Source organism: Sinorhizobium fredii (genome assembly GCF_002944405.1).
Taxonomy (GTDB): Bacteria; Pseudomonadota; Alphaproteobacteria; order Rhizobiales; family Rhizobiaceae; genus Sinorhizobium; species Sinorhizobium fredii_C.
The window spans coordinates 710408-730753 of the sequence record NZ_CP024310.1 but is presented as its reverse complement, the minus strand read 5'-3'; the positions used below and the strand labels follow the sequence as shown (position 1 = coordinate 730753).

Annotated in this window: 16 protein-coding genes and 1 riboswitch; of the genes, 7 read left to right on the top strand and 9 right to left on the bottom strand. The window is 61.5% G+C overall.

Annotated features, from left to right (window positions below; all coding sequences use genetic code 11):
• Together NXT3_RS27190 and NXT3_RS27185 are read left to right on the top strand one after the other, a co-directional pair.
• Positions 1-906: a UTP--glucose-1-phosphate uridylyltransferase gene (locus NXT3_RS27190; protein WP_097525884.1), complete on the top strand. Its 906-nt coding sequence runs from the start codon at positions 1-3 to the stop codon at positions 904-906.
• A gap of 136 nt (positions 907-1042) precedes the next feature.
• Entirely contained in the window at positions 1043-3406 is a 2364-nt protein-coding gene (locus NXT3_RS27185; RefSeq protein ID WP_104841031.1) for a succinoglycan biosynthesis protein ExoP, read from the top strand.
• Positions 3407-3511: 105 nt separating this feature from the next.
• Here NXT3_RS27185 and thiD read toward each other — a convergent pair whose 3' ends face one another.
• Positions 3512-4330, bottom strand: coding sequence for a bifunctional hydroxymethylpyrimidine kinase/phosphomethylpyrimidine kinase (thiD, locus tag NXT3_RS27180; protein ID WP_423827867.1), 819 nt, complete (start codon positions 4328-4330; stop codon positions 3512-3514).
• Positions 4331-4387: 57 nt separating this feature from the next.
• Positions 4388-4490, bottom strand: a riboswitch (TPP riboswitch).
• A 217-nt stretch (positions 4491-4707) separates the two neighbouring features.
• Here thiD and NXT3_RS27175 point away from each other — a divergent pair.
• Positions 4708-5367 (top strand): peroxiredoxin, encoded by a 660-nt coding sequence (locus NXT3_RS27175; RefSeq protein ID WP_037419364.1) that lies wholly within the window; start codon positions 4708-4710, stop codon positions 5365-5367.
• Positions 5368-5445: 78 nt separating this feature from the next.
• Here NXT3_RS27175 and NXT3_RS27170 read toward each other — a convergent pair whose 3' ends face one another.
• On the bottom strand, positions 5446-6453 hold the full coding sequence (locus NXT3_RS27170) for a serine hydrolase domain-containing protein (RefSeq protein ID WP_097525882.1): 1008 nt from the start codon (positions 6451-6453) through the stop codon (positions 5446-5448).
• Between the two features lie 853 nt (positions 6454-7306).
• Between NXT3_RS27170 and NXT3_RS27165 the strand changes: the two genes are divergently transcribed.
• A complete protein-coding gene (locus NXT3_RS27165) occupies positions 7307-8284 on the top strand; it encodes a helix-turn-helix transcriptional regulator (RefSeq protein WP_234819755.1) in 978 nt (325 codons plus the stop codon).
• 254 nt (positions 8285-8538) lie between these two features.
• Here the strand turns inward: NXT3_RS27165 and NXT3_RS27160 are convergent, their stop codons facing one another.
• Positions 8539-9315, bottom strand: a complete 777-nt coding sequence (locus NXT3_RS27160; RefSeq protein WP_037419359.1) for a response regulator transcription factor — start codon at positions 9313-9315, stop codon at positions 8539-8541.
• Positions 9316-9952: 637 nt separating this feature from the next.
• Entirely contained in the window at positions 9953-10732 is a 780-nt protein-coding gene (locus NXT3_RS27155) for a response regulator transcription factor (RefSeq protein WP_097525879.1), read from the bottom strand.
• 809 nt (positions 10733-11541) lie between these two features.
• Between NXT3_RS27155 and NXT3_RS27150 the strand changes: the two genes are divergently transcribed.
• From NXT3_RS27150 to NXT3_RS27140, 3 genes are all read left to right on the top strand, one after another.
• Positions 11542-12384: a response regulator transcription factor gene (locus tag NXT3_RS27150; protein ID WP_097525878.1), complete on the top strand. Its 843-nt coding sequence runs from the start codon at positions 11542-11544 to the stop codon at positions 12382-12384.
• A 415-nt stretch (positions 12385-12799) separates the two neighbouring features.
• Positions 12800-13768, top strand: a complete 969-nt coding sequence (locus NXT3_RS27145) for an AraC family transcriptional regulator (RefSeq protein ID WP_097525877.1) — start codon at positions 12800-12802, stop codon at positions 13766-13768.
• A 91-nt stretch (positions 13769-13859) separates the two neighbouring features.
• Positions 13860-14159: a hypothetical protein gene (locus tag NXT3_RS27140; RefSeq protein ID WP_423828015.1), complete on the top strand. Its 300-nt coding sequence runs from the start codon at positions 13860-13862 to the stop codon at positions 14157-14159.
• A 35-nt stretch (positions 14160-14194) separates the two neighbouring features.
• Here the strand turns inward: NXT3_RS27140 and NXT3_RS27135 are convergent, their stop codons facing one another.
• From NXT3_RS27135 to NXT3_RS27115, 5 genes are all read right to left on the bottom strand, one after another.
• Positions 14195-15271: an ABC transporter ATP-binding protein gene (locus tag NXT3_RS27135; RefSeq protein WP_104841030.1), complete on the bottom strand. Its 1077-nt coding sequence runs from the start codon at positions 15269-15271 to the stop codon at positions 14195-14197.
• The gene (locus NXT3_RS27130) at positions 15272-17194 is read right to left on the bottom strand and encodes a glycoside hydrolase family 127 protein (protein WP_097525874.1); all 1923 of its coding nucleotides are present in this window, start codon (positions 17192-17194) and stop codon (positions 15272-15274) included.
• Positions 17195-17211: 17 nt separating this feature from the next.
• Positions 17212-18075 (bottom strand): carbohydrate ABC transporter permease, encoded by an 864-nt coding sequence (locus NXT3_RS27125; RefSeq protein ID WP_037419342.1) that lies wholly within the window; start codon positions 18073-18075, stop codon positions 17212-17214.
• A complete protein-coding gene (locus NXT3_RS27120) occupies positions 18072-18989 on the bottom strand; it encodes a carbohydrate ABC transporter permease (RefSeq protein WP_097525873.1) in 918 nt (305 codons plus the stop codon). The genes NXT3_RS27125 and NXT3_RS27120 overlap by 4 nt, the downstream gene beginning before the upstream one ends.
• Positions 18990-19054: 65 nt before the next feature.
• The gene (locus tag NXT3_RS27115) at positions 19055-20290 is read right to left on the bottom strand and encodes an ABC transporter substrate-binding protein (protein WP_097525872.1); all 1236 of its coding nucleotides are present in this window, start codon (positions 20288-20290) and stop codon (positions 19055-19057) included.
• Between the last annotated feature and the right edge of the window lie 56 nt (positions 20291-20346).

Here is a 20346-nt window from a genome sequence, read left to right as displayed (position 1 = left end):
ATGGACCGCATCAGGACCGTCAGGAAAGCAGTGATCCCCGTTGCCGGGAACGGAACGAGGTTCCTTCCCGCGACAAAGGCCGTGCCGAAGGAAATGTTGACGATCGTCGACCGCCCGGTCGTCCAGTACGCCGTCGACGAGGCGCGCCAGGCCGGCATCGAGCACATCGTCTTCGTCACCAGCCGCAACAAGCAGGTGATCGAGGATCATTTCGACGACACGCCGGAACTCATCTCGTCGCTGACGCGCTCCGGCAAGAATGCGCAGATCTCCGAGCTCGAAGCTATGCTGCCGAAGGCCGGCTCCGTCAGCTTCACGCGCCAGCAGGCGCCGCTCGGCCTCGGCCACGCCGTCTGGTGCGCACGCGACCTGATCGGTGACGAGCCGTTCGCACTGCTGTTGCCGGACATGGTCTCCTTCGGCGCACGCGGCTGCATGGCAGGCCTCATGGATCTCTACCGCGAGGTCGGCGGCAATGTCGTCGCCGTCGAGCAATGCGCCCCCGAAGAGGCCTCGAAATACGGCATCGTCGGCAAGGGCGATACGGTGCGCCACGGTTTCTCGGTCACCGAGATGATCGAAAAGCCGCCGGCGGGGCGGGCGCCGTCCAACTACTATCTGAACGGCCGCTATATCCTGCAGCCGGAGATCTTCTCCATTCTCGCGCACCAGTCACGCGGGGCCGGCAACGAGATCCAGCTGACCGACGGCATGCTGAAGCTTTCGGCAGACCAGTCCTTCCATGCCCATCCCTATGAGGGCCGGACCTTCGACTGCGGTTCGAAGCAGGGCTTCATCGAAGCCAATGTCGCCTTCGCGCTTGCCCGCGCCGACATCGGCGACGTCGTGTTCGAATCCGTCCGCGAGATCGTCCTGTCTCACGAAAGCCGCATCCGCGCGGCATAAGCCCAAGCTCCCGGCGGCCGCGCGAGGCCGCCGGGAGCAGAGCGTCGCGTGTCCTGCAGGACGCGGGAGAAATCGCTGCAGCGCTTTGAAATACTGCATGTTTTTAAGGAAGCAGGCAGGAGGACCGGAGAAAAAGATGAACAGAACGGCCCCCATGAAACAGAGAAGTGTACCCTTGAGCATCGTGCCCCACGAGGAACAATCGGACGGCTTTATCGATCTCGACCGTCTGCTGGCCGTCGTAGTCCGCCGGGCAAGGCTCGTTGCAGCGTTCGTGGTGCTCTTCATCCTGCTCGGGGCCGCCTATCTGCTGTTCGCGACCCCCTATTACACCTCGCTGACGCAGATCCTCCTCGACGACAACCTGTCGAAATATGCCGAGGAAGAACCGGTGCCGACCAACAGCCAGATGCTCGACACGCAGATCGCCAGCGCGGTCGAGATCCTGAAGTCCGGGGAGCTGGCGCTGCGGGTGGTCGACAAGCTCAACCTTTCGGAGAACAATACCATCGTCAATCCGCCCCGTTCGCCTGCCGCCGTCGTCAAGGACTGGCTGAAGACGGCGACCGGCCTGTTCTCGGGCGGGCCGGGCGTTTCGGAGGAAGCGGCGCGCAATGGCCGCCGGCTGAAAGCCTCGGCAATCTTGCAGCAGTCGCTATATGTCGAACGCGTCGGCCGCAGTTCGGTGATTGCGCTTTCCTTCCGATCGAGCGATCAGCAGCTTGCCGCCGGTGTCGTCAGGACCTATGCTGAAGCCTATCTGACCGACCAGCTGAACGCCAATTTCGAAGCGACGGAACGGGCTTCGGTCTGGCTGCAGGAGCGGCTTGACGATCTGCGGCAGCGCTCGCAGGCGGCCGCCCTCGAGGTCGAGCAGTTCCGCAGCGAGAACGGCCTGACCGCGGCGCGCGGCGAACTGATGTCCGAACAGCAGCTCGCCGATCTCAACAGTCAGCTGATCGTCGCGCAGGCGGATACGGCCAGTGCCTCGGCGCGCTACGAACAGTTCAAGTCGATCATCGACCAGGGGCCGGAGGCCGCCGTCAACAATGCCACCATCTCCCCCAAGGAGGGTGACAATTCGGTGATCCGGGACCTGCGCACCCGCTATCTCGGCATCGGCAAGCGGGAGCAGGAGGTGGCGCAGAATTTCGGCGAGGACCATCCGCAGGCGGTTTCGCTTCGGGCCGAGAAGGAGGACATCGGCCGGCAGATCTATCAGGAACTGCAGCAGCTGACGGCAAGCTACAAGAACGAGTTCGAAGTCGCCCGCTCGCGCGAGGCCTCGCTGCGCAAGAGCATCGAGGGGATCGCCGGCAAGAATTCCGACGCCAGCAAGTCGCTGGTGCAGTTGCGCGTCCTCGAGCAGAAGGCCGCGGCGCTGAAGACGCTCTACGAATCCTATCTCGGCCGCTACGAACAGGCAACGCAGCAACAGTCCTTCCCGATCGCCAAGGCGCGCGTCATTTCCGAAGCCGGCGTCCCGACGGCGCCGTCGAGCCCGAAGAAGACCATGACCTTGGCGCTTTCGGCCGTGCTCGGCCTGATGTTCGGCGGCGCCTATGCCGCATTCCTCGAATTCCGCGAAAGAACCTTCCGGCTTGAAGGCGAGGTGCGCTCCATGCTCGGCCACCGATCGCTCGGCTACGTTCCGCTGATCGGCTCGCGGACGAAGAAAACGACGCAGCTCGTGCGTGCCCGTTTCGGATCGGACCGACAACCGCACGACCCTTCGGAGGGCGCCACGCCATTCCAACGCCTTTCGCGGATCGTGCTCGATGCGCCGCGCTCCGCCTTCGCGGAGACATTCCGGAATGCCAAGCTCGCCTGCGACCATATGCTGCCCGGAAACGAGAGCCGCGTCATCGCGATCGTCTCGGCCCTTCCGGACGAGGGCAAGTCGATCGTCGCGGCCAATTTCGCGGCGCTGCTGGCCTCGAGCGGCAAGCGGACACTGTTGATCGACGCCGACATCCGCAAGCCCGGTCTCACCCAGATGATCACGCCGGCTCCGCGCACGGGGCTGGTCGAGACGCTGACGGGAGAAGCGACCTGGCCCGCCGGCATCAAGGTGGATCAGCGTACAAAGCTTGCGATCCTGCCGGCCGGCGGCGGAGCGTCGGATCGCAGGCATCAGAGCAACGAACTGCTCGCCTCCCAGGCGATGGCGGGGCTCATCGAGAATGCCCGCAATTCCTTCGACTACGTCGTGGTCGATCTCGCCGCGCTTGCTCCCGTGGTCGACGCGAAGGCCTTCACGCCGCTCGCAGACGGCGTCCTCTTCGTGGTAGAATGGGGCCGCACGCCCTCGAGGCTCGTTCGGGACCTCTTGAATTCCGAGCCGCAGATCGATGCAAAGGTCCTGGGCGTGATCCTCAACAAGACCGACATGGACGAACTCGAGAAATACAGCGACTTCGGCGGTGCGGAGAAATATCGGCACCGCTACGGCAAGTACTATATCGAGGAAGGCGTCACGAGCCGGCACACGGCCGCCTGACCGCGAACTCCTGCGCGGTGCTATAGGCGGCCCTGAATGGGTTCGCCTATAGCTGCTGCAATTGCCGGTGGGCGTGGCGGCAATCCCGCCTAATATGAATCCGCCTCAGCGCCCCCACCATTCGTGGAAATGGTGGACCGGTCCCCGGCCCCCTCCGACCTTCAGCCGGTCGGCGGCGGAAATCGCCGCGTGCAGATAGGCCTTCGCGGCGCCCACCGCCTCGGCGAGCGGCTGTCCCTTGGCAAGACCGGCGGCGATGGCGGCCGAAAGCGTGCAGCCGGTCCCGTGATCGTTGCGTGTTTCGATGCGCCGCGCCGGGAAGCGGACGAGCCGATCGCCGTCGAAGAAGAGGTCGGTCGCGTCGCTGCCTCTCCGATGCCCTCCCTTGATCAACACCGAGCGGGCGCCCGACGTCATGAGGGCCTCGGCTTGGCGGGTCATCTCGGCGTCGTCCTCTGCAACCGGGCGGCCGGTGAGAAGTGCCGCCTCCGGCAGATTGGGTGTGACGACGATTGCCAAGGGTAGAAGCTCATGCGTGAGCGCGGCCATCGCATCCGGCTGCAACAACGGATCGCCGGAGGTTGCGACCATGACCGGGTCGACAACAGCGCGCCTCTCGAAGCGGCGCAAGCCTTCGGCGATGGCGATGATCGTTTCCCGGCGCGAGACCATACCGATCTTGATCGACTTCACGTCGAGATCGGAAAAAAGCGCGTCTATCTGCGCTGCGACAATCTCCGGCGAGACGTCCTCGACGGCGGTGACGCCCTTCGTATTCTGCGCGGTAATCGCCGTCACGACGCTGGCGCCGTAGACGCCGAGGGCCGAAAAAGTCTTGATATCCGCCTGGATACCGGCCCCGCCGCCCGAATCCGATCCGGCAATGGTGAGCGCGATCGGCGGCACGGGCGCATGAGGCTGCATTGGTCGATCTCCTGGTGAAAAATCACGGAGACCCAGGTGAAGGCGAAGACGTGGCGGAGGGTAGCCTCTTTCCGTTCCTACGCCGGCATGACCCGGATCAGGTTCAAGGGTCCGGCTCACCGCCGTCTCAGCGCCGCTCGGCGCTCCCCTCGGAATGCCGACATTCTATGCGGCAAGCATGCGGCAGTGTCAACGCTGCCACCTGCGAGCGACTGCTTGCGGACCCGCCATCTGCCGATGGAAGATTTTTCTCTGAAGCGGCAGAAACACGCTGCAGACGTTTCTCCTGCGCGTCGCGACGGCGCGTTTCGTCCTCGAAAACTCCGTTGATTGCGCTATTCTTGGGCCCATTCCCGTCGACCCGAAAGGAGCAAGCCATGAGCCTCCGCATCAACGACACCGCCCCCGATTTCACCGCCGAGACGACACAAGGCACCGTCAATTTCCATGAATGGATCGGCGATGGCTGGGCGGTGCTCTTCTCGCATCCGAAGAATTTCACGCCCGTCTGCACCACCGAACTCGGCGCCATGGCCGGGATCGAAGGCGAGTTTCGCAAGCGCGGCGTCAAGATCATCGGCATTTCGGTCGATCCCGTCGACAGCCACGCCAAGTGGAAGAACGACATCAAGGTCGCGACCGGCTTCGACGTCGAATATCCGCTGATCGGCGACCGGGATCTGAAGGTGGCCAAGCTCTACGACATGCTGCCCGCCGGCGTCGGCGACACGTCCGAGGGCCGCACGCCCGCCGACAACGCCACCGTGCGCTCGGTCTATGTCATCGGACCCGACAAGAAGATCAAGCTGATCCTCACCTATCCGATGACCACCGGCCGCAACTTCAACGAGATCCTGCGCGCCATCGATTCCATCCAGCTCACCGCCAAGCATCAGGTCGCAACGCCGGCAAACTGGAAGCAGGGCGAAGATGTCATCATCACGGCCGCAGTATCGAACGAGGACGCCATCCAGCGCTTCGGCTCCTTCGACACCGTTCTTCCCTATCTCAGGAAGACGAAGCAGCCGACGGCATGAGGCCCTGGGCAGCGCGTAACGACCAACAGCCGCGAAGGGCTCGTTTAGCCTTTCGCGGCTTCGATAGTCCTCCCCAACTCAATCCGCTTTCACTGCGCTGACGATTTCCGCCAGGACGCGATGCAACGCGTCGCGGTAGCCGTTGCGCGCCGACGGGCCGCTCTCCTCGGAGGTCATGACCACGGTGAGCTTCAGCGCCGGGACGATGTAGAGCATCTGGCCGCCATAGCCCCAGGCGAAATGGACCGTCTCGCCGCCGATCCGGCGGGTGAACCAGCCATAGCCATAGGCGTCGCCGGAGAAATAGGAGTTCGTGTGGGGCTGCCACGAAAGATCGATCCAGTCCGCCGGAACGATCTGCCGTCCGTCGGACGCCCGGCCGCCCTTGCGGTATAGTTCTCCGAAGGCAAGCAACGATCTTGCGCTCATCGCCATCTGATTACCGCCGAGATAAATGCCCTGGGGATCGCGTTCCCAGGCACCGATCCTGAAACCCTGAAGCGGACCGAGCCAATCGCGCGCGAGCGCGAGCGTCGACTTGCCGCCGGCCTTGGTGAGGATCGCCGAAAGCAGGTGCGTCGAGGCTGTCGAATAGAGCATCCGGCCGCCAGGCTCGTCGGCGAAAGGCTGCGAGAGCGCGAAGCGAACCCAATTGCGGCTCGATACCCAACGGCCGTAATTCGGCCCCGACAGCCGGCCAAGTCCGGCCTGCATGGAAAGCAGGTTGCCGATGGTGATATCATTGATCCGCGGATCCGCCGGCGAGGGCAGATCCTCCTTCAGCAGCGGTGCGATCTTCTGTTCAGGACCGTCCAGGAGGCCCTTGTCGATCGCGATCCCGACCAGGGCCGATATGATCGACTTCGACGCGGACTTGATATTGGTCGATTCGCCCGGAGAGTGGCCGCGATAGCCCTGCTCGGCGATTGTCTCACCGTCACGCGCGACTATGACGGTCTTCAGCGGCTTCAGCTCTTCCCGATCGGCAAGCCCCTTCACCAGATCGGGAACGGCAGGAGACTCCGCGGCTGCGCTGGAGGCAAGCGGCAGCAAGAGCAATAGAACGACGGCCAGAGATCTGATCATCGCCTCGACCTAGGGCGAACGGGCGCCGAAGTCATTACCTTCACCTAAAACTCACGACGAAGTGAATCCGTGCTCCGTCTCCCGCACCGGTCGTGGCAGTATTAAGGACGATCCATGACAAACCGGCGGATGAGCTACGGCACGTGGAAATTTCGATGCGGCCTAAGCCTCGTCGAACTTCTCGTGGCCTGACCCAGGATCCAGTATCCCGACGCCTTGATCCAGCGCGGCGGATAACCCCGCTCTTCGAGCATCTCTTAACATCCTGGAAGAGAGAACTCCCCCGTCCGATCTAGAACTTCCGATCTCAAGGGCGGCTGAAGATTACCGCGAATTAACTGTTCCCTGCGGAAGCGAGGACGGTAGGATTCCAGTCTTAGGAGCAGCATCGAACTTCAGGGGACTCTGCCACTTCGCGCGGCACTCCGCACAACATTTGAGCAGCAGTAGGAGGCGGCGGCGTCACTCGAAGGGAAGGAATCGGAAATTTCAATCTTCCTACTTGTAAGCCGCCGTCTTGTTGCATAAGCGCGCGCTAACAAAACCGGGAGGAGACGTCAGCGACTTTGCGTGGCTCGCACGCGTTGGCCCGTCTATTCGATCAAGTCGCTCGCGGGACTGCGGCGGGTGTCAGAGCAATGGACCCATAAGGTGCTAAAGCCCGTCGCGTTCAAACGTATTCACGCGGCGCGCTTTAGGTCTTTGTTTTTGTGCATGTCGTCATCCCAAAACCGCTGCACAGTTTTGGGCGACATGCATTAGAAACGCGGCCGGGCGCAACGGGAGGATGCGCCGGGTCGAGATGTCTTGATTTCTCATCGGGAAACTGACGATGCAAGGGCAAAGGCAGGGAATGAAACTCTCATATCTGGGCAGCGACGCCGAAGAGCTGTCCGAAGTTCTGACGCGCTGCATCGGGCCTGTCCGGGTGCAAAGGCCGCTGAAAACGGACCTCTCCTACAGCTATGAGTTCGCCGCCGCCGGACGGGTCGCCTTCAGCCGCGTGATTTCGCGGGGCACTCTTAGCATCGGACAGAAGGACGAGGTGCCTAAGCTGCTGATATTGCTTCCCCTGCACGGCTCCGCCTGCGTGAAGATAGGACGGAGCGAGAATCTGATTTCCAAGCCGGGCGAAGCTGCGATCCTCGACGGCAACAGACTGTCGGAACTGCAGATCGAGGGAAGCCGCAGCCACCTTTCCTTCGTCATAGACCAGGAAGATATTTTCCAGCGCCTCCGTGGCTCCCTGGAACGGCCGGTCTACGGCTCGCTCGACTTCACCCCCCAACTCGACCTCGCAGCCGGGGCCGGCCAGATCATCTTCAGGCTGTCGCAGATCATGGCCACCTGCCTCGGCGCGGACGGCGGGATGCGTGATATGCCCGAAACGCTTTCCCATCTCTCAGGAAGCATCGTCAACCTGCTTGTCGATACGGTGCCGCATCGGTTCTCCACCGCCTTGAATCAGGGCGAGTGGCTGCCGTCACCGAGGCACGTCAAGCGTGCAGTTGATTTCATGCACGCCAATCTCGACAGGCCGTTGTCGATGACCGAGATCGCGGAGGCGGCCGGCATCGGCGTTCGGTCCCTGCAGGAGGGCTTCAAGCGCTTCAAGGGCACGACGCCGATCAGCTACCTCGCCCAGCTTCGCCTGCAAGCGGTCCATCGGGATCTCTTGAAAGCCGGCCAAAGGGTTTCAGTGGCGGAAATCGCCCGCAAATGGGGCTTCAGGCATATGGGTCGCTTCGCGACCGAATATCGCAAATGCTACGGGTGCCCGCCTTCGGAATCGCTAAGGGGTCGGCCCCTTCACTTGGATTCGGGCGATTGAAAAATGCGCGGCGGCGCCGCACGGGCCACGACCGACTGCTGATGAGACAGAAAAACGCAGCCGCCAGACGCCGCCCAATACGCCACCGTCACGTACTGTGTTTAGGCGAGCGGCGCTTCCAGTTACTGCATTTTTCTACCGTCGAATCCGCGACGGCTCAGGGAAACATGCGGCAACGTCACCGCTCCACGGGCATAACGCAACAGGCATGGACCGGCTCGTGCGAGCCGATCCCCCTGTACAGGTCGGGACGATCAATGATAGCCCGCCTCGCCGGTAAAGAGATCATTCAGCTTGTATGCCACCTCGGTCCGGTTCGTCGCCTTCAGCTTCTTCATGATGTTGCGGATATGGACCTTCACGGTACTTTCGCGAAGGTTGAGCTCATAGGCGATAATCTTGTTCGCCTTGCCCTTGCGAAGCGCCTGGACGACCTCCGCTTGCCGAAGCGTGAACATGCCGGCCAGCGGCGGCGCCTCCGGCCTTTGGTTTTCGATCAAATGCCGGACCGCGAGGACGCTGCTCGCCGGCAGGAAGATTCCGCCCGCTATCGCCAATCCGATCGCTTCGATGCAGACCTCCACGCCAACGGAGGTAGGGATATATCCCCGTGCGCCGCATTCGAGCACCCGCAGGATCTGGGAGAGGTCGTCGATATCGGAGAGGACGACGATCGGCACCGGCCGGAACTCGGAGGCGAGTTTGGCGATTTCGGCGGCGACGTCGGCAACCTTGCGCGCGCCGATATTGAGGAGAACGGCCCCGATCGGCGGGCATTTGCTCTGCTTCGCCCTCCATTCATCGATGGAACCGAAGGCACCGACTTCCATGCCGAGCCCATGGGTGGTTAAGGTCCTCGCCAAGCATTCACGATCCAAAGCGCGGCTGTCGAGCAGAAGCAGGCAGCGTTTGTCGACCCCCTCCGCCTGCTGCATTTCCCCATCTCTCGCAAGCTGGGCGAGGCTGTTTGCACCGAGAGTCTCCTGCGCAAACGCCGGCATTTTCTCAAATCTCGAAATCAAGGTAGCCATTGCAAAATCCCCTTAAAAAAGATCTCTATAGATACAAGCGCCACAACCCCGAAGGTCCTGACCCGTAAAAGTTTCTGGAAATACTCAAAATACCACTTTCGAACTAATACTATCGGCGTCGCTCTTCAGGAGAAAAACTTAAACTCGACACTGCATCATCAAAAATAAACACGTAATACACAATAGTCTAGTAGAGCATCACCGAAAAAGGAAGAGAGCCCGCTAGAAGGCCGCGCCGTCGCCCACATATGGGCGATAATGATCTGCGGCTCTGTTGCCCGTCTCCTTCCGCCCGGTGGCGGCTGACGGGGTCGGGTACTTTCCGAGCGGATGACAAGCTTTCTCCTTTCCCGAATGAGCAGCGCCACAAGCCCAGGCTCCGCCCCCTACAGCGCCGTCTTATCAGACGCTGCATGTCTTTAGGGAGACATGCAGTAAGGCGAAGCATCGGATTAGGTGACGCCTGATCGCATTTGACAATTTCAGAAAAAGAGGGGATGGCTACCGCCTTCGACGGCTCACCGGTCTCCCCCATCCGCCTTTCGCAGTATTCACGGCGCAATTGGAAGCGGCAAGCGGCCGATGATGCGACCGCAGCGGACCGGCTTTCCGGCAGGCCCAGCCCTGCCGGAGGCGCTCAGGTCGTGGAGCGGAACTCCTTCAGCGCCGATGACTTCCGGTCCTGAAAGCTGCGATAACGAGCCGCCGCCTCGGTCCGGTTGTGAGCGCCCAGCTTGGTGATGATATTGTGCAGGTGGATTTTCACAGTATGTTCCGACAGGCGGATTTCAGCCGCGATGAGCTTGTTCTGCAGCCCGCGGGAAACCATCTCGAGAATCTGCAGTTCGCGGGCGGTCAGGTCGGCAACTCCCTCGACCTCGCTGCGCGCGTTCGTGGCGATCCCATTGTCGGACGGCAAGTGGTGAGCGCCTTTGCTGGCCTGGAAGATCAGTTCCGGCGGAAAATAGGCGCCGCCGCAGAGCATCAGCCGGATCACCGACAGCCATACGTCAAGTCTGACGTTCATGGGCAGCATGCCCCGGACGAGGGGCGACCTCAGAAGGTCGGCGAAGGACGTATTCTGGCCCTGTCTATGCGGTTCAATGACCGCCGTGAGGGCTTGAGGGTGCAGGTGCAAGAGTCGGGTAGCGGCTCCCTCGAGTGCCCTCATCAGGCCGATGTCGACAAGAATCAAGGCGACTGGATACAGGAAGGACCGGCATGCGGCATCGACGTCGTCGACCTGGTCGACGAGCACCCATGGAAATTCGCGTTCCATCGCCTCGATTAGCCGCTCCGAAACGCTTCCGACGCTCGATACGATCAGAATGACGCGGCGGGGCTCTGCCCGCCGTTTACCCTCCGCAAAGCCTGAGGCTCCAACTCTACCCTGATCAGCCACGTTCCGTAACGCCATACCCCTCACCCGCTCCATCGATCGGCAACTGCTGGTCGATCGAACCTGCGCAATTCACGTCGCTTACGCGAACTCTAGCTGAGGGCGCACCCAGTAGCGACGAAGCAAAAAGTGTGACCTATCCATTGAAAGTTTACTGGTCGGCGAAGCTTTGCCCTGCCCTGCTTCATCCAAATGAACGAGAGCAGTACCGCGACAGCATCCATCTAGTGAAGCCTTGAGAGCCCTCTGCGCGCGCTAGGGCAGCCGCATGACGAGGGCGCCAGCAAGCGTCGAAGCTAAGTGAGATCGCAGACGTTGATCCCCATTGTTCCGTTCCGTCTTGCACCGATATATTTGCTGAGGAATTGGCAACACTCGCGAAGTCCTGGGATGTCGTCCAAGAGCAGTGATGTATCGCTCGACGGACCCCAAGGATTGACCTCAAATCGATCTCGCAACGGAATAAGTCCGGAAGTGCCTTTCTCTAGCAGCTGCGGTTGCTCATGCACCGATCGCCACGGCATTTGGAACGCGAACTAGGTCAATTAAAAGAAGGGTTTGAGGATAGAGAAAGCTGCGCCAAAAGGCGTATGTTCTTTCCTCGCCATATGCTTCAAGTGTACACATTTTTCTGCACTGTTCAGACGCGAACAAATGACAGAGACTACGATAACGATATTGCCGATATATTTTTGATATTATCTCGCACTTTTTCAGAATCCTCAGATTCTTATAGTAATTAGTATTGTTTCGAGGCAAATGTGGTTAACGAAGTAAGCGCGTTTCGCAATAGCCCAGAAAACAGCTCCCTCGACCCCAACGAAAGTTTGACGAGCGGCGGAGGGGAACCGGCCGTAAGCTCTTCCGGCCCGATCGACCGCGGGGAGGCCCAGGCCAACGCTGCTCCCGACGACGCCGGTGAAACACCGCACGAGACGGAAACGGAAGCGCGCCTGCCGCAAGAGCGGCACCTTGTGGTCATCGACGGGCGGGTGCTCTGGCGCGACAGCCTTGCACGAAACATCGCCGCCGACCATCCCGGCAAGCCCATCCTCACATTCGAGTCCTCCGCCGAATGGAGACGGCAACGCGAGGAAACTGCGCCGCCGTCGGCCATCCTCTTGAACATCGCCGACAAGAAGATTGATGATCCGGCTATCGAACAGGACATCACGGCACTCGCATCAGAGGTCGCCCCGGTGCCGGTGATCGTCCTGTCCGACAGGGACGACCTGACCCAGATCGTAAAAGCGCTGAGATGTGGCGCAAAAGGCTATATTCCTTCCTCGGTAAGCGTCGATGTCTGCATCGAGGCTATCTCGCTTTCCCTGGCTGGCGGCATCTTCGTTCCCGCAAGCAGCGTGTTCGCGATGCGCCACCTGTTCGAAACGGAGGGCGCCGCCGAGCGACCGTTGGCCGGTCTGTTCACCGACCGCCAGGCGGAGGTGGTGGAGGCCCTGCGGCGTGGGAAGGCAAACAAGGTCATCGCCTACGAGCTCAACCTGCGGGAAAGCACGGTCAAGGTCCACGTCCGCAACATCATGAAGAAGATCAAGGCGGCCAACAGGACCGAGGTCGCCTACAAGATCAACGACCTGTTTCCGGATCACCCCTCACAGGAACCACGTGTGACGAGCGCGGACGATCGCGGCTCCGAGAAGCGCGAATGAGGCGACATCGCTTCTGCCGTCCTGCGATAAGGCCAAGGGTAGAGTGTTGTTGCAGTCAGGCAGAAATCACCCGACCTTCGGCGCCGAATCGACGCGGCAAGCACGTGGCGCAGAGCAAGTTCGATCGCAGGTAGATCGCCTTGCCGACCTCATGAAACGCAATATCCATAGCGCGCAACTTCTGTCCGTATGACGCCGAGATGTCTTGGCCGCGCGATATTTTTGTGGAGCTTTAGTCCGTCCGGAAGGACGAATAGCGCCGTGCGATTCTTCATTCGCGAGAATGGGATGGCGGGATAGCTTCGCACACCCCGGGAAGCGGAAAACAGGTGGCGCCGGCAGCTGCAGCCGGCGGCCTCTATTTTCGCTTTGCCTGTGGCCAGACCCGCCTCCGCTTGGGGAAGGTAACAGCGAAGTGGACAGGATCTCTATTGCAGCCACGTCATTTCGCGGCGTCGATCCGGATGAACTTGCAGCCGTCCTGTCCACGCCTGCTTCTCCAATCAAAGTCAACAGGCTGAGTGGTGAAGCACTTTCGTTTGACTGCGAGTTCTATTCCACCGGGGTTATATCCTTCGGCAGCTGCGCCTATGAAGGCGAAATGGAATGCAGGCGGCAGGCGCCGAGCGACAAGCTGCTGATCTTCCTGCCGACACGAGGAGCTGCCCTGTTCGAGCCCGGCGGCAGGGAAATCTGGTCGCGGCCGGGACACGGAACGATCGTCGATGGAGCGCGCAGTGAAGGCGTTCGGCTATATGGCCCGCGCCGGCACCTCACCTTGTTCATCGACCAGCGCAAGATTGCCAATCACCTGATCAGCATTCTGGAGCGGACCATCAGCGGCAATATCGAGTTCTACCCGCATATGGATCTCAGCGCCGGGCCGGGGCTGGCTTTGGCACAACTTGTCGAAACCACCTGCGAGGGGCTGCGGGGCGATGCCCCTTTGCGGCAATCGCCGCTGGCTCTCGCGTCGCTCGGCGATGCGGTGACCCATCTCATACTGGAAGCCGTTCCGCATCGCTACTCGGACCAGCTTGCCAGTACGGCGCCGCTGCCGGCGCCGAGGCATGTGAAATGGGCGATCGATTTCATGCATGCCCATATCGCGGAGCCGATTACCCTGGCGGATATCGCCGCGGCGGCGAAGGTCAGCGTCCGCACGCTGCAGCAGGGATTCCGGCAGTTCCGCATGACCACCCCCATGGCCTATCTGCACGAAATGCGGCTGACCGCCGCCCACCAGGATCTCATCAACACCCATGAGACCCATAGCGTCGCCGATATCGCCTTGAAATGGGGCTTCACCCATCTTGGCCGCTTCGCAGCCGACTACAAGAAGCGCTTCGGCGTCCTGCCTTCGCAAACGATGCGAGGCCGCTGAGGGCAGGCGGCAAAGGCAGGGCCGGCTCTGACGCAACGCCGCTACCAGCCGGTCGAGCCGCAGGAGAGCCGCCCGACAACAGCCTGTTACCATGGGAACGCCGAATTACGGCAGAGCTGTCGATAAAAGGAGCGGCGCAACTGGACGCGCCAGCATCCGAACGAAGAACCTGCCGATGACGCCTAAACGTTTTGCCGAATGTCTCGCCAGTTTGCGATGGACGACGATCGACCTGACATCCGCACTCCAATGCCAGCTCGCCTGGATCGAGGCGATGGAAAGCGGACAGGCCGAAATCCCGGAAGACCTGGCCTGCTGGCTGGAAAGCCTTGCGAAATTCCATGAGGCGGCGGGCATTCCAATCCGCTATCGCGACCTTGCGCAGTTTTGACGGGAGGTCTGCGGCTTCCGTCCGGTCCGCCAGGTTCAGGCAATCCGCGCGCCGCTCGCATCGAAATACCGCCTGCGCTCGCGCGGCGCTGTCAGCCATACTGTCGATCCCGACGGAATGTCGTCGCTCTCCCGCAACTCCACAACGACATTCTGTCCGTCGCCGAGCCTGCAATAGACATAGCGCGTGCCACCAAGATATTCGGTGAATTCCACGGTCGCCTGCACGGCATCCGGTCCGCTGGCGACGATCCTAATATGTTCGGGCCGCATGCCGAAGACGATCCTATCGCCGGGTCGAAGTCCATCCAGGCGCGCGTCCATCTCGCAGGCGGCGAGCCGCATCTTTCCCGGGCCTCGCCATTCCGCGTCGAGCAGGTTCATGCGCGGCGAGCCGATGAAGCCGGCGACGAAGATGTTGAGGGGATTCTCGTAGACATCGCGCGGCGCCCCCGTCTGCTCGATCCTGCCGTCCCGCAGGATGACGATCTGATCGGCAAGCGTCATCGCCTCGGTCTGATCATGCGTCACATAGATCATCGTGTTGCCGAGTTCGCGGTGCAGCCGCGCGATCTCCACACGCATCGAGACGCGCAGCTCGGCATCGAGATTAGAGAGCGGCTCGTCGAACAGGAAGACGTCCGGCTTACGCACGATCGCCCGGCCGATCGCCACGCGCTGGCGCTGGCCGCCCGACAATTGTCCCGGCCGCCGGTCGAGCAGATGGTCGATCTTGAGGATCCCGGCCGCTTGCCCGACGCGCCGCTCTATTTCGGTACGCTCGGTACGGGCCATCTTCAGTCCGAATGCGAGATTGTCTCGCACACTCATATGCGGATAAAGCGCATAGGACTGAAAGACCATGGCAATGCCGCGCTCGGACGGATCGAGATCCGTCACGTCGCGACCCTTGATGGCGATTTCCCCGTCGGTCACCTCCTCGAGCCCGGCGATCATCCGCAACAGCGTCGATTTCCCGCAACCCGACGGGCCGACGAAGACGACGAAGTCTCCGTCCCTGATCGTCAGATCAATACCATGGACGACCTGCAGCGCACCGAAGCTCTTGCGCACGTCGCTGAGTGCCACACCGATCCTATCTCGTTCGGTCATCTAGGCGCCACGCTTCTCGGCTTGCAGCCAGACGAGCATTTCGCCGGGCGCGCGGTTGTCCCAGAGGTGGTAAGGCACCAGGCGCAGATTTGCCTCGTGCCTGGTCGGCGGTGTGGCGCGATACAGCGCCTTGCCCCAGTCCGTCGGGTCCTCGCGCTCGACCGGTAACTCCACGGCGATCGCATCTTCGAGGTCTTTCATGATCGACGTCTTCGTTTCAGGAAGGTCCTTCGGCACGACGATGGCACTGAGATTGCCGCCATTGTCGATCTCCTCGGCGCAATAGACCAGTGGCCCGCGCATCAGCGCGACACGGCCGGCATCCTGCCGAACTTTCGGATTGGCGTATTGCGGCCGAAGGGTCAGCGGCAGGTCGAGCGAAACCTCGTCGCCATCGGTCCACGTCCGCTCGATGCGGGCATAGCCGTCCAGCATCACGGCATCGAGATCGATGCGGCCGCCATTGACCGAAAGGCCGGCGCCATCCGCCCATTCCGGAATGCGCAAAGACAAGGCGAATTGCCGCGGCTGCTTGAGTTCGAGCCGGATCGAGACCTTACCGTCCCAGGGATAATTGGTGACTTGCCGCAACGTGACGCCAGAGCCGCCCAGTTCCAGCCGCGCGGTACTTTCCCCATAGAGATGAACGGCGATCTCGTCGGCCGCGACGCCATACATATAGGCACCCACCGAGGCGACGAGCCGGGCGATATTGGGCGGGCAGCAGGGGCAATTGTGCCACTTCCAACGATGATGCTTGCCGGTGCTTTCCAGCGGATTGTCATAGAAGAAGGTCTTGCCGTCCAGTGAAAGACCGGTCAGCGCGCCGTTGTAGAGCGCCTGTTCCATGATGTCGGCGAAGCGCCGGTTCGGGCCGCGCCCTAGCATACGGCTTGCCCAGAAGACCAGCGCGACCGAGGCGCAGGTCTCGGCATAGGCCGTGTCGTTCGGCAGGTCGTAATAGTCGGTGAAGCCTTCGTTCTTCGCCGACGGGCCGATCCCGCCCGTTACATACATCTGCTTGGTCGTAAGATCGTCCCACAATGTCTCGAGTGCTGTTGTGAGCGTGTCGTCCTTGTACTCCGTGGCGAGATCGGCCATGCCGGAATACATATACATGGCGCGAACCGCATGGCCGACGACCTTCTTCTGCCGGCGCGCGGGCTCGTGGGACTGGCTGTATTCGTAGGTCTTTTGGATATAGTCCTTGGGCGAACGGCCGTCGCGGATCGCCTCCTCCGTGAAGAAGTGCGGCTCCTGGCCGCGCTCATCGATGAAGAACTTCGAAAGCTCGAGATACTTCTTCTCGCCGGTGACGCGCGCCAGCTTGACAAGCGCAAGCTCGACTTCCTGATGGCCGCAATAGCCGGCGATCTGCCCCTCGCCATGGCCGAATTTGCCGATCATGTAGTCGGCAAAGCGGCACATGATGTCGAGCAGCTTGCGCTTGCCGGTCGCCTGGAAATAGGCGACCGCCGCTTCGATGAGATGACCGGCACAATAGAGCTCGTGATGGTCGCGCAGGTTCGTCCAGCGCCGCTCCGGCTGCACGCGCTGGAACCAGGAATTCAGATAGCCGTCCTTGTCCTGCAGTCGCTCATACATGTCGATGATCTCATCGGCTCTGGCCTCCAGTTGCGGATTGGGCTTGCGGTAGAGCGAATAGGCAATGGTTTCGATCGACTTCGCCAGATCGCTGTCCCAGAACATCTGGGTCGTTCCGCCCCACGGCTGGATGGGGATGATGATCCCCGGTCCCGGGCGCCTCACGTCGAGCGCCTGCAACATCCCCGCCTCGACGCAACGGTCGAGCAGAATCTCGGCCGTGGCGTTGCAGACAGCGTCCTGCCACTTGCCCCAAAATCCCCCGACTTGCACATCCGGAACGGCCACGGGCCTGAACTGACGGTCCTTCTTGCTCATGATATCCCTTTCTCTCGTCATTTGACCGCGCCGGCCATCAGCCCGCGCATGTAGTAGCGTTGCAACAGCAGGAAGACGATGAGACACGGCACCACCATGACGGCAACGCCGGCCTGGACTGCACCCCAGTTGATCGCTCCGAGGCGACCGGCGCGGACGGCCGTCATCAGCACCGGTAGCGTATAATTGTCATTGCTGGAGAGCAGCACGAGGGCCGCGAAGAACTCGTTCCAGGCATTGAGAAAGGCAAAGATCGACACCGTCGCGACGCCGGGCATGACAAGCGGCAACAGCACCCGCACCAGCAGCTTCAGGTCGCGGGCGCCGTCGATGCGGGCCGCCTCCTCGATCTCTTTCGGCACCGCATCGAAGGCGTTGCGCATCATGAAGACCGAGAACGGCAGTTGCAGCGTCACATAGACGAGCATCAGGCCGAACAGCGAATTGTTGAGTCCGAGCCGCGCCAGGATGATGAAAAGCGGCGTCAGGATCGACTGGAACGGGATCATCAGCGTCGCGATGATCAGGACGAAAAGCGCATTCTTCAAAGGAAAGCGGTAGCGGGAGAAGCCATAGCCGGCAAGCACGCTGATCGCGACGGTCAAGACCACCGTTCCAAGCGACACCACCAGCGAGTTCATCGTGTGCTGCCAGACGCCAGAGCCGAAGCCGTCGAGGATGCGATAAGCATCGAAGCTGATACCCGACAGCGGCCATGGCGGCAGCGGCGGCAGACCGGATTCGCTGTTCGGCCGGAACGATGCCAGGAAGCCGATGCCGAAAGGAGCCAGGAAGAAGAACGCCGTACCGATGCCGATCCCGTGATAGGCGACCCGGTCGCGCAGCGCCTTGCGGGCGCGGATTTCCCGGCGCGTCCTCATGGCCTCTCATCCCCCACCTTGAGCAGCCAGAGCTGGAAAATGCTGATGGTGACGAGAATGGCGAGGAGCGCGATCGACAGCGCCGCGCCATAGCCGAGATTGAAGGACACGAAGGACTGGTTGAAGATGTAGTAGACGACCGAGATCATGCGGTTCTGCGGGCCGCCGCTGGTCATGATATAGAACTGGTCGAAGGCGAGGATGGAGCCGGTGACCGACAGGATCAGCGCCAGCGCCATGGTCCGACGCATCAGCGGCAGCGTCAGGTAACGGAAGCGCTGCCACCGCCTCGCGCCGTCGATACGGGCCGCCTCCGTCAGCTCCGCCGGAATCGCCTGCAGCCCGGTGAGCAGGATGATCATAGTGAAGCCGGCGATCTTCCAGACGACCATGACGATGATGGTCAGGAATGCCGTATCGAAATCGGCCAGCAGATTGATGCGGCCACCGGTTAACCCGAGCCGCTGAATGAGCGGGGCGAAGAGGCCGCTGTCGACATTGGCAAGCCACACCCACAGCAGCGAGGCCGAGGCGAGCCCGACGACGACCGGCAGGAAGATGATCGTTCGATAGGCGGAAACCAGCGGCCGCGGCTTCTCGACGAACATCGCCAGCGGAAAGGCGACGGCGAAGATCGCGATGGTGACGATGATCGTATAGTGCGCCGTAAAGCCGAGCGCCGCCATGAAGCGCGCGTCGCTCACCATGCGGACATAGTTGCCGAAACCGATCCAGGCCGGCTTCCCGAGCAGCGGCCACTTGTGCAGGCTCATCCAGACGGTGAAGACCACCGGCAGGACAAAGAACACTGTCACCAGCGCCATCGCGGGTGCGATGTAGAGGAGGCCGCGCCAGCCGGACCGCTTCCTCTTGCGGTGATGCAGCGACGGAAATGCGATGCCCGACATCGTCATGCGTGTTTCTTCGATCCAGGTGCGGGTGCTGGAAAGGCAAAATTGCCCTCCCAGCGGTACGGGACTTATTGTCCGGCGTCGATGATCGACTGCATCTCGGATTGCGCATTCGAGAAGGCGCCGTCGACGTCGTCGCCATAGATCGCCGCATTGATGAAGGTTGCCCACGGGCCGTTCGATGAGTTGATCAGGTCGTTGAACTGCAGCGTGTAGGGCGTCTTTGCGACTGCGATCGCCTCGATGCCGACCTTGAGGCGCGGATCGAGCCCTTCGAGAACCTCACCGGCAATATCGCCGCGGGTCGGCAGGCTGCCGTATTTCGCCATGATTTTCTGGCCCTCCATCGAATAGGTATATTCGAGGAATTTCTTGACCGCTTCCAGCTTCGGCGTGCCCTTGGTGACGACGAAGTTGTCGCCGCCGGCAAAGGAAGACGGCTTGCCGTCGACGCCCGGGATCAGCGTGACGCCGAAGTCGATCTCCGGATGCTGGGTGACCAGCGTGCCGATGGCGAAGGCACCGATGCTCTGCTGGCCGATCTTGCCGTTCGTGAAGGTCAGGAAATTGACGCCGTTGTCGCTGGCGGAACCGGCGGGGACCGTGTCCTTGGCGACGAGGTTGCGATAAATGTCGACGGCCTTGCGCATTTCAGGCGTGTCGAGTGTCGCCTTTTTGCTGTCGGTCGAGAGGATGTCGGCGCCCGCCCCCCAGACGAGCGGCGTGAAGGTGAAGATCATGCAGCCGCCGCAGCCGCCTCCGGAGAAGTAGAAGCCATAGGTGTCGCCGCCGAGCGCGCGGATCTTCTCGGCATTGGCGGTGATCTCCTCCCAGGTTTTCGGCGCCTTTTCCGGATCGAGGCCTGCCTTGCGGTAGAGCTCCTTGTTCCAGGCGAAGATCGAGGTCTCGACCGAAAGCGGAAGGCCGTAGATCTTGTTCTCATAGGTGCCGAGCTTGACATGCGACGGCGACAGCGAATTGAAATAAGGAAGCGATTTCGCCCATTCGCTGAGGTCCTCGAGCTGCCCGGCGGCCGCAAAAGCCGGCGTATAGATGAGGTCGAGCGACAGCGCATCCGGCGCCTCGCCGCCGGCGATGGCGGTGGCATATTTCTGCACAAGTTCGGAAAAGGGAACTTCGGTGAGTTCCACCTTGTCCTCACCGGCAGCATTATAGGCCTTGACGACCTCCTTGAAGGAGTCGCCGATACCAGAGCGCACCCACATGCTGATCGTTTCGGCGGAAGCAACGGAGAGCCCCAGCCCGTAGGCAAGCGTCGTTGCGGCAAGTAATCTCTTCAACACTTTTCATTCCTCCTCTTGACCGGAGTCGCCTCAATGCAGGCCCCCTCCTCCTCGCT